The organism is Streptomyces sp. NTD91 (genome assembly GCF_059510455.1).
The window spans coordinates 143,347-155,667 of sequence record NZ_JCAJZW010000004.1; the positions used below are offsets into that span (position 1 = coordinate 143,347).

General features: G+C 70.0%; 11 protein-coding genes, 1 tRNA gene and 1 pseudogene. 6 read left to right on the top strand and 7 right to left on the bottom strand.

Annotation, left to right across the window (positions count from 1 at the left end; genetic code table 11):
- Positions 1-31: 31 nt before the first annotated feature.
- The 5 genes and pseudogenes from AC5WRT_RS06615 to AC5WRT_RS06635 form a co-directional block, all read right to left on the bottom strand.
- Entirely contained in the window at positions 32-934 is a 903-nt protein-coding gene (locus tag AC5WRT_RS06615; protein ID WP_496092145.1) for an LLM class flavin-dependent oxidoreductase, read from the bottom strand.
- Between the two features lie 42 nt (positions 935-976).
- Positions 977-1,438 carry a hypothetical protein gene (locus AC5WRT_RS06620; RefSeq protein WP_496092144.1) on the bottom strand — a complete coding sequence of 154 codons (462 nt, stop codon included), beginning with the start codon at positions 1,436-1,438 and terminating at the stop codon, positions 977-979.
- A 61-nt stretch (positions 1,439-1,499) separates the two neighbouring features.
- Positions 1,500-2,072: pseudogene (locus tag AC5WRT_RS06625) on the bottom strand (RNA 2'-phosphotransferase); the annotation flags it as partial.
- 265 nt (positions 2,073-2,337) lie between these two features.
- Positions 2,338-4,092 carry an SDR family oxidoreductase gene (locus tag AC5WRT_RS06630; RefSeq protein ID WP_496100008.1) on the bottom strand — a complete coding sequence of 585 codons (1,755 nt, stop codon included), beginning with the start codon at positions 4,090-4,092 and terminating at the stop codon, positions 2,338-2,340.
- A complete protein-coding gene (locus AC5WRT_RS06635; RefSeq protein WP_496092141.1) occupies positions 4,089-4,931 on the bottom strand; it encodes a M24 family metallopeptidase in 843 nt (280 codons plus the stop codon). Before AC5WRT_RS06635 ends, AC5WRT_RS06630 begins: the two co-directional genes overlap by 4 nt.
- Before the next feature lie 278 nt (positions 4,932-5,209).
- Between AC5WRT_RS06635 and AC5WRT_RS06640 the strand changes: the two genes are divergently transcribed.
- The 6 genes from AC5WRT_RS06640 to AC5WRT_RS06665 all read left to right on the top strand — a co-directional run bounded on the left by AC5WRT_RS06640 (position 5,210) and on the right by AC5WRT_RS06665 (position 9,471).
- Entirely contained in the window at positions 5,210-6,190 is a 981-nt protein-coding gene (locus tag AC5WRT_RS06640) for an ABC transporter ATP-binding protein (protein ID WP_496092330.1), read from the top strand.
- A complete protein-coding gene (locus tag AC5WRT_RS06645; protein WP_496092140.1) occupies positions 6,180-7,097 on the top strand; it encodes an ABC transporter permease subunit in 918 nt (305 codons plus the stop codon). Before AC5WRT_RS06640 ends, AC5WRT_RS06645 begins: the two co-directional genes overlap by 11 nt.
- Complete coding sequence (locus AC5WRT_RS06650) at positions 7,094-8,005, top strand: ABC transporter ATP-binding protein (RefSeq protein ID WP_496092139.1); 912 nt, start codon at positions 7,094-7,096, stop codon at positions 8,003-8,005. The genes AC5WRT_RS06645 and AC5WRT_RS06650 overlap by 4 nt, the downstream gene beginning before the upstream one ends.
- A gap of 10 nt (positions 8,006-8,015) precedes the next feature.
- Positions 8,016-8,735, top strand: a complete 720-nt coding sequence (locus AC5WRT_RS06655) for an ABC transporter permease (protein ID WP_496092138.1) — start codon at positions 8,016-8,018, stop codon at positions 8,733-8,735.
- A gap of 117 nt (positions 8,736-8,852) precedes the next feature.
- Positions 8,853-9,095, top strand: a complete 243-nt coding sequence (locus AC5WRT_RS06660; RefSeq protein ID WP_496092137.1) for an SGM_3592 family protein — start codon at positions 8,853-8,855, stop codon at positions 9,093-9,095.
- Between the two features lie 271 nt (positions 9,096-9,366).
- Positions 9,367-9,471, top strand: a tRNA-OTHER gene (locus tag AC5WRT_RS06665).
- A gap of 196 nt (positions 9,472-9,667) precedes the next feature.
- On the opposite strand, the gene AC5WRT_RS06670 is transcribed toward AC5WRT_RS06665, so the two are convergent.
- Both AC5WRT_RS06670 and serS read right to left on the bottom strand, forming a co-directional pair.
- A complete protein-coding gene (locus AC5WRT_RS06670; protein WP_496092136.1) occupies positions 9,668-10,471 on the bottom strand; it encodes an HAD family hydrolase in 804 nt (267 codons plus the stop codon).
- Positions 10,468-11,745 carry a serine--tRNA ligase gene (serS, locus tag AC5WRT_RS06675; protein ID WP_496092135.1) on the bottom strand — a complete coding sequence of 426 codons (1,278 nt, stop codon included), beginning with the start codon at positions 11,743-11,745 and terminating at the stop codon, positions 10,468-10,470. Before serS ends, AC5WRT_RS06670 begins: the two co-directional genes overlap by 4 nt.
- Positions 11,746-12,321 lie beyond the last annotated feature (576 nt).

Here is a 12,321-nt window from a genome sequence, read left to right on the forward strand (position 1 = left end):
CCACCGGGCGGCCCGCCTCGCCGCGGTCCGGTCAGTCCAGCTGGGAGACGGCCTCCATGGCGATCTGCTCGAAGACCTTCTGGTCCGCGGCGAAGTCGGAGTCCGGGATGGGCCAGTGGACCACGATCTCGGTGAAGCCCAGCTCCCGATGCCGGCCGGCGAAGTCCACGAAGGCGTCCAGGGACTGAAGCGGCCGGGAGCGGTCCGGTGTGAAGCCCGTGAGCAGGATCTTGTCCAGGTCCGCCATGTCCCGCCCGGCGTCCGCACAGGCCTCGGACAGCTTGGCGACCTGCCCGCGCAGGGCCTCGACGGACTGCTCCGGTGTGCCGTGCTCGAACAGCTTCGGGTCGCCCGTGGTCACCCATGCCTGGCCGTGCCGCGCGGCGAGCCCAAGGCCGCGGGGGCCGGTCGCCGCCACCGCGAACGGCAGCCGGGGACGCTGCACACAGCCCGGGATGTTCCGCGCCTCGTGCGCCGAGTAGAACCGGCCCTCGTGCGTCACCGCGTCCTCGCGGAGCAGCCGGTCCAGCAGCGGCACGAACTCGGCGAGCCGGTCGGCACGCTCGCGTGGGCTCCACGGCTCCTGGCCCAGCGCCGTCGCGTCGAAGCCGGTGCCGCCCGCGCCGATGCCGAGGGTGATCCGGCCGCCGGAGATGTCGTCGAGGGAGATCAGCTCCTTGGCGAGGGTCACCGGGTGCCGGAAGTTCGGCGAGGTCACCAGCGTGCCGAGACGCAGCCGTTCCGTGGCGGCAGCGGCGGCGGTCAGCGTCGGTACGGCGCCGAACCACGGGCCGTCGCGGAAGCTGCGCCAGGACAGGTGGTCATAGGTGTACGCCGCGTGGAAGCCCAACTGTTCGGCCCGCACCCAGGCCGACCGGCCGCCCTCGCTCCAGCGGCGGTACGGCAGGATCACGGTGCTCAGACGCAGACTCATGGATCCGAGAGTAAGGGGATCCCCTGACAGCGGACCAAAGGGTCACCGTACGCCGCGGCTCAGCCACGGAGTGAGCAGGATCGTCGGCACGTACTCCGTGTGCGCGCGGTCGCCGGGCAGCGGCACCACCAGACGGTAGCCGGGCGGGAAGCGGCGCGCCCCGACGTGGGCGGGGCCCTCGAAGACGGAGCGGACGAAGGCGGGCACGTCGTCGCGTGGAATGTCGGGGCACTCGACGCCCTCGACGGTGATCAGCGCGTCGTCCTCCGGGTAGAGCCGCACGCTCACCCTCGGCACGCCGCCGAATTCGACGTACGCCTCGTGCGGCAGGGAGCCGTCGGGGTCCATGGTCACGCCGATGCCGGCGGCGCTGCGCCAGGAGGTCTGGTCGGCGCCGATGTCGTGGGCCACCTCGATCTCGCGCGCGTGGCGGGCGGCGAGGGCGCGCAGCGCGGTGACCGCGGCATCGGTGGTCGGCAGGCTCGGGCGAGTGATCCATACCACCGATCATGACGGAGGGGGGTGTACCGGGCCGGCGGGGGCGGGGCACGAGGCCGGCGGCTGAGTGCGGGCCGGGAAAGCGCAGGTAGCGCGGTGGTACCGCCTTGGTCAGCCAGACCCCGTTGGTGCTGACGTGGAAGACGTGGCCGTCACGGTGCATGGCGCCGGCATCGACGGTGAGCACCACGGGGCGGCCGCGGCGCGCACCGACCCGGGTGGCGGTCTCGCGGTCGGCGGAGAGATGGACGTCGTGCCGGTTCATGGGCCTCAGCCCGTCCGCTCGGATCGCGTCGAGATTGGGGGCGACGGTCCCGTGGTACAGGTACGGCGGCGGGGTCGCCGCGGGCAGGCCGAGGTCGACCTCGATGCTGTGGCCCTGGCTGGCGCGGATGCGGGTCCCCTCGACCGCGAAGCGCTGTTTGTCGTTGGCGGCCACCACATGGTCCAGTTCCTGGCGGGTGAAGGGGAAGCCATGTGCGGCGGCCGCGGCGATCAGCGTGTCGATCTCCACCCAGCCGCCGGGGTCGAGGGTGAGCCCGATGCGTTCCGGCTGGTGGCGCAGGTGTTTGGAGAGATACTTCGAGACCTTCACCGTACGTCTGTCGTCGACGTGTCGTCCGTCTCGTCTTTCGTTCATGCGTCCAGCGTGCGGGAGAGACACGGATCACGCAGATCTTTTTCGTCGGGAGGTTTGGTCCACAGACAACTGAAGTTGTCCACAAGCGAGTTGGGTGACCTGTGGACAACGGACTCATGAATCAAGGTGGTTGGCGAACTTCCTTGTGGATCAGGCAAGCTCGGGCGAGGTGTCCCAACACATCGATTTTCGCCGTACGTTCGATGATCGGCGCGACCACCCCGCCCAACTTCACCCGTCTCAGGTCACGATCGTCGGCTCGGGCTCACAACTTCGGCTCCACACGCGCCAGTCTCCGAAGCGCTCCCGGCAGCAGCCGAGACAGCACATGCGCGCCCTTCGCCTCCGGAGTCACCGGCACCACCGCCCTGTTGCGTGCCACGGCGTCCAGGATCGCCTCGGCCACCTTCTCCGGCGGATAGTTGCGCAAGCCGTACAGACGGGCCGAGCTCCTCCGGCGTCGGCACTCCTCCGCCTCGTCAACTCCGGTGAACCGTGCCGTGGATGTGATGCCGGTGTTGACGATTCCGGGGCAGATCGCACTCACCCCGATGCCCTGACCGGCGAGTTCGGCGCGCAGGCACTCGGAGAGCATCAGTACCGCGGCCTTGGATGTGCTGTAGGCGGGCAGGACACGGGAGGGCTGAAAAGCCCCCGCCGAGGCGATGTTGACGATGTGGCCGCCTTGGCCCCGCTCGACCATCCGTCCACCGAAGAACCGGCAGCCGTGGATCACACCCCAGAGATTGACGTCCAGGACCTTGCGCCAGTCCTCGGAGGAGGTGGCGAAGAAAGAGCCCGACAGGCCGATGCCCGCGTTGTTCACCAGCACGTCTAGGACGCCGAGTTCGCGGTGCACTTTCTCCGCGAGTTTCTCCATCGCCTGCTCGTCGGAGACATCGGCCGTCTCCGCCCACGCCTCGGACGCGCCGATCAGCCGGGACAACTGGGCGGTTCGGGCGGCGGACTCGGCGTCGCGGTCGACGGCCACCACGCGCGCGCCGGCCTCCGCGAACGCGAACGCCGTGGCCCGGCCGATGCCGCTGCCGGCCCCGGTGACCAGGACCAACTGGCCGCCGAACCGGTCGGCATGGCGGCCGGTGGCCTTGAGCGCGGTGCGACCGCCGTCCACGGACATGACGAACTCTGCGATCCACGAAGCGAGCTGGTCGGGGCGGCTGCGCGGCACCCAGTGCTTGGCCGGGAGCGTACGGCGGGTCAGCCGCGGCACCCACTGCTCGAGATCGTCGTACAGCCGCTCCGAGAGGAACGCGTCCCCCTCGGGCGTGATGAGCTGCACGGGCGCGTGCGCGTACGCGTCGGTGCGCGGGTGGAGCAGTCGGGCACGGACGTTGTCCCGGTACAGCCAGGCGCCGTGCGCCGCGTCGGAGGGCAGGGAGGCGGTCGGGTAGTCGCCGCCGGGGACCTTCTCCACGCGCTGGAGGATCTTCGGCCAGCGCCGGCCGAGCGGGCCGCGCCAGGCCAGCTCCGGCAGGACGGGGGTGTGCAGCAGGTACACGTACCACGACTTGGCTCCCTGGCCGAGGAGCTGCCGCACCCGGCGGGGCGTCGGACGCTTCATGCGCGCGTTGATCCAGTGCCCGAAGTGATCGAGGGACGGACCGGAGATCGAGGTGAAGGAGGCGATACGGCCCTCGGTGCGGCTCACCGTGACGAATTCCCAGGACTGCACCGAGCCCCAGTCGTGGCCGACGAGATGGACCGGGCGGTCCGGGCTGACCGCGTCGGCCACGGCCAGGAAGTCGTCGGTGAGCTTCGGCAGGGTGAACCCGCCGCGCAGCGGCTTGGGCGCCGTCGAACGGCCGTGTCCCCGGACGTCGTACAGGACGACGTGGAAGCGGTCGGCGAGGCGGACGGCGACCTCGGACCAGACCTCCTTGCTGTCCGGGTAACCGTGCACCAGCACCACCGTGGGCTGCTCCGGATCGCCCAGCTCGGCCACGCACAGCTCGACCCCGCCGGTCGCCACCCGGCGTTCCCGCGCACCTTTCAGCGTCACTTCTCCTCCGCCCAGCGCCGCACGTGCGGCAGATCGTCGTCCAGCCAGAAAGCGCTCTGCTCGGGGTCCTCGGAGTCCGTGACCACGAGGATCTCCTCGAACTTCGCGCCCGTACCCCGGAAGCCGAGGTGTGGTTCGACCGCCCACAGGCCCGACTGCGGCGGATGGTCGGAGAAGCGGTACGGCGACCACAGCGGCGACCAGCCCTCTCGGTGGCCGTGCAGCGCGTCGGCGGCCAGGCCCTTCAGGGCCTGCGTACCGAACCCGAACAGGTGAGGGGAGAAACGGTGCTGCTGCACGCGGTCCACCTTGTGGGCGATCACACCGAAGGGGTACGCGCGGTGCCGGTTGGCGTAGCCCTGGCGGACCATGAGGCGGTCCACGTCCTCGTAGATCTCGCGCAGCGGGCGTCGCTCGCGCACCTCGCGCAGGATCAGCTCGCGGTGGGCCTCCAGGTCGGCCATCAGCCGGTCCTGCACCGGGTTGACGCCGAGCGAGCCGGAGTAGCCGATGTCGGCCGCGTATCCCTCGTACACCGGCGCCATGTCCAGGATGAACGGCATCCCGGGCTCCAGGGCACGGTCGGTGGGGAAGAACTGCAGGGGGATGCGGAAGTTCACGAACGCCGTGCGGTCGCCGAACCAGGCGAAGGGCAGGTGGAACCAGTCCCGTACCCCGCGCTCGCGCAGCCACTCCCGCTGCATCCGCGCCGCCTCGCGTTCGGTCACACCCGCCTCCAGCCGTGCGGCGACCGCCTCCGCGCACTCGTAGGCGAGGCGCTGCACCCGCCTGAACCCTCGTAACCGCACGGGGAGTTCGCTGTTCACTGTCGTCGTCATGCCGCCCCGCCCCGATCGTGGCATCGACTCCGCACGCCGATGCGCCGACGCGTCTGCCGACTGCCTACTCATCCGTAACTTGACACTGGTGAATGTGACAGTTGTTAGAGGTGGCGTCAATAGCAGGGGTGACAGGCTGGGGAAAACCAGGGCTGACCCGGGTGACTCCCTGGATGCGGCATCCCCTAGGGCCCCCGTAATACCTGGGTCTGACGCAAAGACGGCTCTGAGGTCTGACGACCGGCGTGGCCCGGGTCACTAACGTCGTGGGCGTGACTGTGATCGCGACCGAAAGCCTGAGCAAGCGGTTCCCCCGGGTGACCGCGCTCGACCGGCTGTCCGTGGACATCGGGCCCGGTGTGACCGGACTCGTCGGAGCCAACGGCGCCGGCAAGTCGACCCTGATCAAGATTCTGCTGGGTCTGTCCCCCGCCACGGAGGGCCGCGCCGAGGTGCTCGGCCTCGACGTCGCCACCAAGGGCGGCGCCATCCGCGAGCGCGTCGGCTACATGCCGGAGCACGACTGCCTGCCGCCCGACGTCTCGGCCACCGAGTTCGTCGTCCACATGGCGCGCATGTCCGGCCTGCCGCCCACCGCCGCCCGCGAGCGCACCGCGGACACCCTGCGCCACGTCGGGCTGTACGAGGAGCGCTACCGACCCATCGGCGGCTACTCGACCGGCATGAAACAACGGGTGAAGCTCGCCCAGGCGCTGGTGCACGACCCGAAGCTGGTGTTCCTGGACGAGCCGACCAACGGTCTCGACCCGGTCGGCCGGGACGAGATGCTCGGCCTGATCCGCCGTATCCACACCGAGTTCGGCATCTCGGTCCTGGTCACCTCCCACCTCCTCGGCGAGCTGGAGCGGACCTGCGACCACGTCGTCGTCATCGACGGCGGCAAGCTCCTGCGCTCCAGCTCCACCACCGACTTCACCCAGACCACGACCACCCTGGCGATCGAGGTCACCGACAGCGACGCCCACCCCGACGGCACCCGCGCGGTCCGCGACGCGCTCCACGCGCGCGGGGTGGACACCGAGTCCGAGGGTCACGGCCTGCCCGGCGCCGGGCACATCCTGCTGCTGACCGCCCAGGGCGAGGAGACGTACGACCTGGTCCGGGACGTCGTCGCCGACCTCGGTCTCGGCCTGGTGCGCATGGAACAGCGTCGGCACCACATCTCCGAGGTGTTCACCAGCGGCGCCGAACACGACACCGACGAGCAGCGGAAGGAGGCCGTCCGCCATGGCGGTTGAGCACCCCTTGCAGCCCCTGACCACGCCCGCGGGCGACCAGACCCGCATCCACGACATCGGCTACCGCGGCTACGACGGCCCGCGCCTCGGCCGTGCCTACGCGCGCCGCTCCCTGTACGCGCAGTCCCTGCGCGGCGCCTACGGACTCGGCCGCTCGGCCAAGTCCAAGGTGCTGCCGATGCTGCTGTTCGCCGTGATGTGCGTGCCCGCGGCCATCATGGTGGCCGTCGCCGTCTTCACCAAGGCACACGAACTGCCGGTGGCCTACACCCGCTACGCGATCATGCTGCAGGCCGTGATCAGCCTGTACGTCGCCTCGCAGGCACCCCAGGCCGTCTCCCGCGACCTGCGCTTCAAGACCGTGCCGCTGTACTTCTCGCGGCCCATCGAGACCGCCGACTACGTACGCGCGAAGTTCGCCGCGCTCGCCTCGGCCGTCTTCATCCTGACCGCCGCACCCCTGGTCGTGATGTACGTGGGCGCGCTGCTGTCCAAGCTGGGCTTCGCCCACCAGACGAAGGAATTCGCCGAGGGACTGGTCTCCGTGGCCCTGCTCTCCCTGCTCTTCGCCGGCATCGGCCTGGTCATCGCGGCCGTCACCCCGCGCCGTGGCTTCGGCATCGCCGCCGTGATCGCCGTGTTGATCATCTCCTACGGAGCGGTCAGCACGCTCCAGGCCATCGCCCATGTGCAGAACCACTCCTCCGCCATCCCCTGGATCGGCCTGTTCTCGCCCGTCACGCTCATCGACGGCGTCCAGTCGGCCTTCCTCGGCGCGACCGCCCGCAACCCGGGGGCGGTCGGCCCCTCGTCCGGGCAGGGCGTGGTCTACGTCCTCGTCGTGCTCGCCCTGATCGCCGGCAGCTACGGCCTGCTGCTGCGCCGCTACAAGAAGGTGGGACTGTGACGACCCTCAGCATCGACCACGTCTCCCGCTGGTTCGGCAACGTGGTCGCCGTCAACGACATCACCATGACCATCGGCCCCGGCGTCACCGGCCTGCTCGGCCCCAACGGCGCCGGAAAGTCCACCCTGATCAACATGATGGGCGGCTTCCTCGCCCCCTCCACCGGCACGGTCACCCTCGACGGACAGCCGGTGTGGCGCAACGAGCAGATCTACAAGCACATCGGCATCGTCCCCGAGCGCGAGGCGATGTACGACTTCCTGACCGGCCGCGAGTTCGTCGTCGCCAACGCCGAGATGCACGGCCTCGGCGCCAAGGCCGCCCAAAAGGCCCTCGCCACGGTCGAGATGGAGTACGCCCAGGACCGGAAGATCTCCACGTACTCCAAGGGCATGCGGCAGCGCGTGAAGATGGCGAGCGCGCTGGTCCACGACCCCTCGCTGCTCCTGCTGGACGAGCCGTTCAACGGCATGGACCCGCGCCAGCGCATGCAACTGATGGAGCTGCTGCGGAAGATGGGCGACGAGGGCCGCACCGTGCTGTTCTCCTCGCACATCCTCGAAGAGGTCGAACAGCTCGCCCGGCACATCGAGGTCGTCGTCGCGGGCAGGCACGCGGCCAGCGGTGACTTCCGCAGGATCCGCCGGCTGATGACCGACCGGCCGCACCGCTACCTGGTCCGCTCCAGCGACGACCGCGCCCTCGCGGCCGCGCTGATCGCCGACCCCTCGACGGCCGGCATCGAGGTCGACATGACCGAGGGCGCGCTGCGCGTCCAGGCCGTCGACTTCGGCCGCTTCACCGCCCTGCTGCCCAGGGTCGCCCGGGACCACGGCATCCGGCTGCTCACGGTCTCGCCGTCCGACGAGTCCCTGGAGTCCGTCTTCTCGTATCTGGTCGCGGCGTAGGAGGCCGAAGATGTACGACCCCACCGTCGCCCGGCTCACCTACCGGGCCCTGCTCGGCCGTCGCCGGGCCCTCATCCTCGGCGCGCTGCCGTTGCTGCTGATCGTGATCTCCGTGGCCGTGCGCGGCCTGACCGGAGCCGACGACCAGACCGCCTCCGACGTCCTGAGCGGCTTCGCGATCGCCACCATGGTGCCGATCATCGGCGTCATCGCGGGCACCGGCGCGATCGGTCCGGAGATCGACGACGGCTCCGTCGTCTACCTGCTGTCCAAGCCGCTGAAGCGGCCCGCGATCATCTTCACCAAGCTGATCGTCGCCATCGCCGTGACCATGGTCTTCTCGGCGGTGCCGACCCTGATCGCCGGTCTGATCCTCAACGGCAACGGCCAACAGGTCGCCGTCGCCTACACGGTCGCCGCGCTGGTCTCCTCCATCGCCTACTCGGCGCTGTTCCTGCTGCTCGGCACGGTCTCCCGGCACGCGGTCGTCTTCGGTCTGGTGTACGCGCTGGTCTGGGAGGCGCTGTTCGGCTCGCTGGTGCCGGGTGCGCGCACGCTCAGCGTCCAGCAGTGGTCGCTGGCCGTCGCCCACAAGGTCGCCGGCGGTGACCTGGTGACCTCGGACGTGAGCCTGCCGACGGCCACCGTGCTGCTGGTGGTGGTGACCGTGCTGGCCACCTGGTACGCCGGGCAGAAACTGCGGACGCTGAAGCTGGCGGGCGAGGAGTAGTAGAGGGGCCGGGGTCCCTGCCAGGAGCCGACGGCTCCGCCTCCGACGGCCTTGACGGGGACTTCACCCGGACCCGGTCAGACTGGGCACAGCGGATGTACGGCTAGGAGGCCGGTCATGGCAGAGGGCAGGCCGCGGGACGACGGGCACGGGCAGCCCGAGGGCGACGTCTGGGACGAACTGGTCCTGGACGAGTCCTTCGTGCACGCCGCCGAGACCTCCGAGCCGTCCGCCAGAGCACGGATGCTCGCCGCACGCTGGCGGGCGGAGGATCCGCAGCCGCAGCCGTGGCGCTGCGACGAGCCGCCGGCGGGGTGGTTCTTCAGCAAGGCGCGCAGGCGCAGATGGCGTCGGCGGTAGCGGCACGGTCCTTGCGGCAGGGCGCGCGTTTATTCGGTGGCGCCCGACTCGGCGGGTGGGGCAGAGTGGTTGAGCCCCATCCGCCGGGAACGTCCCGGCGCCGCTTGCCGGGAGAGGAGCTGGGCGATGTCCATGCACGGCAGTGCGTCCAGCTCCCGACAGGGCAGCCCGAGGCCGGCTCCGGTGTAGTTACCCCACCGTGGAGCTCCAGGAGCTGCCCGGGGCGGCCGCTTCGAGCACGCGATGTCGCTCTCGCGTGGGCCGCCCACCCGGAGGATTGGCCGAGTGGTAAGGCACCGGTCTGCACTGTGTTTGATCACAAGCAGCCGTGGTCGGGCCTGGAAAGTCCGCGCACGTTCGATCCGTGCATCCTCCGCGAGACGTTCGCACGGGACTTGGCCGGGTTGTCGGCTGGGGCCGGCGGACTGGGCACCGGTGCCGTGGCCGGCCGGCGGCGGTGGTTCCGAACGCACCCATGCTGCGACTTCCTGAGGGGCGCGGGGACTGCGCTGTCGGCCAACCGCTCACCCGCACCCGGCGACGGACCGCGCCCCCGGCGGCGCGACTCCTGACTACCCCAGCAACCGCTCCAGCACCACCGCTATCCCGTCCTCCTCGTTGGAGGACGTCACCTCGTCGGCCGCCGCGCGGAGCGCCTCGTGGGCGTTGGCCATTGCCACGCCCCGGGCGGACCAGGCGAACATCGGGATGTCGTTGGGCATGTCGCCGAAGGCGATCGTGTCCGCAGCCTTCAGGCCGAGACGGCGGGCGGCGAGAGACAGCCCCGTGGCCTTGGACAGGCCCAGCGGGAGGAGTTCCACGATGCCCTCACCCGCCATGGCGACCGAGACGAAACCCCCGGCCGCCTGCTCGGCGGCCTTTGCCAGTTCGTCGTCACCCAACGTCGGATGCTGTATGTAGATCTTGTTCAGCGGAGCCGCCCAGAGGGCCGACGCATCCGTGAACGGGGTCGCCGGAAGGTGGCCCGTCACCGCGTACCCCGGACCCACCAGCACCTGGCCGTCGAGGCCGTCCCGGCCGGCCGCGAGATACAGCGGGCCCACCTCCGCCTCGATCTTGGCCAGCGCCACACCCGCCAGCTGCCGGTCCAGGGTCACCGACGTCAGCAGGCGGTGCGCCCCGGCGTCGTACACCTGCGCGCCCTGGCCGCAGACGGCGAGGCCGTCGTAGCCGAGGTCGTCCAGGATGTGCCGGGTCCAGGGGACCGCCCGCCCGGTGACGACGATGTGGGCCGCGCCCGCCGCGGTGGCCGCGGCGAGCGCGTCACGGGTGCGCCGCGAGACCGACTCGTCGGAGCGCAGGAGCGTGCCGTCGAGGTCGGTGGCGACGAGCCGGTACGGGAATCCGGCGCTCACCCGGCGACCGGTTCCAGGACCTCGCGGCCGCCCAGGTACGGGCGCAGCACCTCGGGGACCCGGACGGAGCCGTCGGCCTGCTGGTGGTTCTCCAGGATCGCCACGATCGTGCGCGGCACGGCGCACAGTGTGCCGTTGAGCGTGGCGAGCGGCTTGACCTGCTTGCCGTCACGGACGCGGATCGACAGCCGGCGGGACTGGAACTCGGTGCAGTCCGAGGTCGAGGTCAGCTCGCGGTACTTGCCCTGGGTCGGGATCCACGCCTCGCAGTCGAACTTGCGGGCGGCCGAGGCGCCGAGATCACCGGAGGCGACGTCGATGACGCGGAACGGCAGCTCCAGCGAGGTCAGCCACTGCTTCTCCCACTCCAGCAGCCGCTGGTGCTCGGCCCGGGAGTCCTCGGGGGCGACGTACGAGAACATCTCGACCTTGTCGAACTGGTGCACACGGAAGATGCCCCGCGTGTCCTTGCCGTGCGAGCCGGCCTCGCGGCGGAAGCAGGGCGAGAAGCCCGCGTACCGCAGCGGCAGCTTGTCGGCGTCGAGGATCTCGTCCATGTGGTAGGCGGCCAGCGGGACCTCGGAGGTGCCGACCAGGTACAGGTCGTCCTTGTCGAGGTGGTAGACGTCCTGGGCCGCCTGGCCGAGGAAGCCGGTGCCGGCCATGGACTGCGGGCGGACCAGCGCCGGGGTGAGCATCGGGGTGAAGCCCGCGGCCGTTGCCTGGGCCATCGCCGCGTTCACCAGGGCCAGCTCCAGCAGGGCGCCGACGCCGGTGAGGAAGTAGAAGCGGGAGCCGGAGACCTTGGCGCCGCGCTCGACGTCGATCGCGCCGAGCAGTTGGCCGAGTTCCAGGTGGTCCTTGGGCTCGAAGCCCTCGGCACCGAAGTCGCGGATCGTGCCGTGCGTCTCCAGCGTGACGAAGTCCTCCTCGCCGCCGACGGGCACGTCGGGGTGGACGAGGTTGCCGAGCTGGAGCAGCAGCTCCTGGGTCTCGGTGTCGGCCGCGTCGCGCTCGGCGTCGGCGGCCTTGACGTCGGCGGCGAGCTGGCTCGCCCGCTTCAGCAGCTCGGCCTTCTCGTCGCCGGTGGCCTTGGGGATCAGCTTGCCGAGCTGCTTCTGCTCGGCGCGCAGCTCGTCGAAGCGGACGCCGGAGGACCTGCGCCGCTCGTCGGCAGACAGGAGAGCGTCGACGAGCGCGACGTCCTCTCCACGGGCGCGCTGGGACGCGCGCGCACGGTCGGGGTCCTCACGGAGCAGGCGAAGGTCAATCACGGGGCCAAGGCTACCCGTGCGGACTCGCCGCTCACGAATCCCTATTCCATGGAGTTCCGGCGGAGCTCGGATTCGTCGCTGTTTGTCGCTTACGTTCCGTTATGTGTGAATTGCCGAACGTGGCGGAACGCGTCAAGGAAAAGGGTCTTACTCCCTGGGACGGAGCACGGCCCGGCCGCCGCGTTGACCGGATTTCCTTGTGGAGAACGAGACTTCGCAGCCCTCGCTGTCCACAGGAATCCACATGTGTCGGAAAGTTATCCACAGGGTGTGTGGACGGTCTGTGGATTGCGGAATTGATCACTCCGGAAGTTGTCGCAGAACCGAGGAATTCCCCGTTCGAGCAGGGGTGACACCCACCTTCGGGTGGAAAAAGGTCGCTCCAAAAGATGAACCAAAGGAAACGGCTGGACGAAGGGTGATCTCCCGGACGGTGGCCGCAACAGGGACTTCAAGGGCGATTTGTCGACTGGGCCGTGCATGGTTGTCGACTTGTCCCCAGGTCGAGAAGCGGACCTGTGGATAACTTCTGTGGATAACGAAGGTATGCAGGTAGTACTGGCTGGAAGAAGCGTA

Coding starts and splice junctions, on each gene's coding strand:
- AC5WRT_RS06615 (WP_496092145.1), bottom strand. CDS start 934: ATGAGTCTGCGTCTGAGCACCGTGATCCTGCCGTACCGCCGCTGGAGC.
- AC5WRT_RS06635 (WP_496092141.1), bottom strand. CDS start 4,931: ATGACGACGACAGTGAACAGCGAACTCCCCGTGCGGTTACGAGGGTTC.
- AC5WRT_RS06645 (WP_496092140.1), top strand. CDS start 6,180: ATGGCGGTTGAGCACCCCTTGCAGCCCCTGACCACGCCCGCGGGCGAC.
- AC5WRT_RS06655 (WP_496092138.1), top strand. CDS start 8,016: ATGTACGACCCCACCGTCGCCCGGCTCACCTACCGGGCCCTGCTCGGC.
- AC5WRT_RS06660 (WP_496092137.1), top strand. CDS start 8,853: ATGGCAGAGGGCAGGCCGCGGGACGACGGGCACGGGCAGCCCGAGGGC.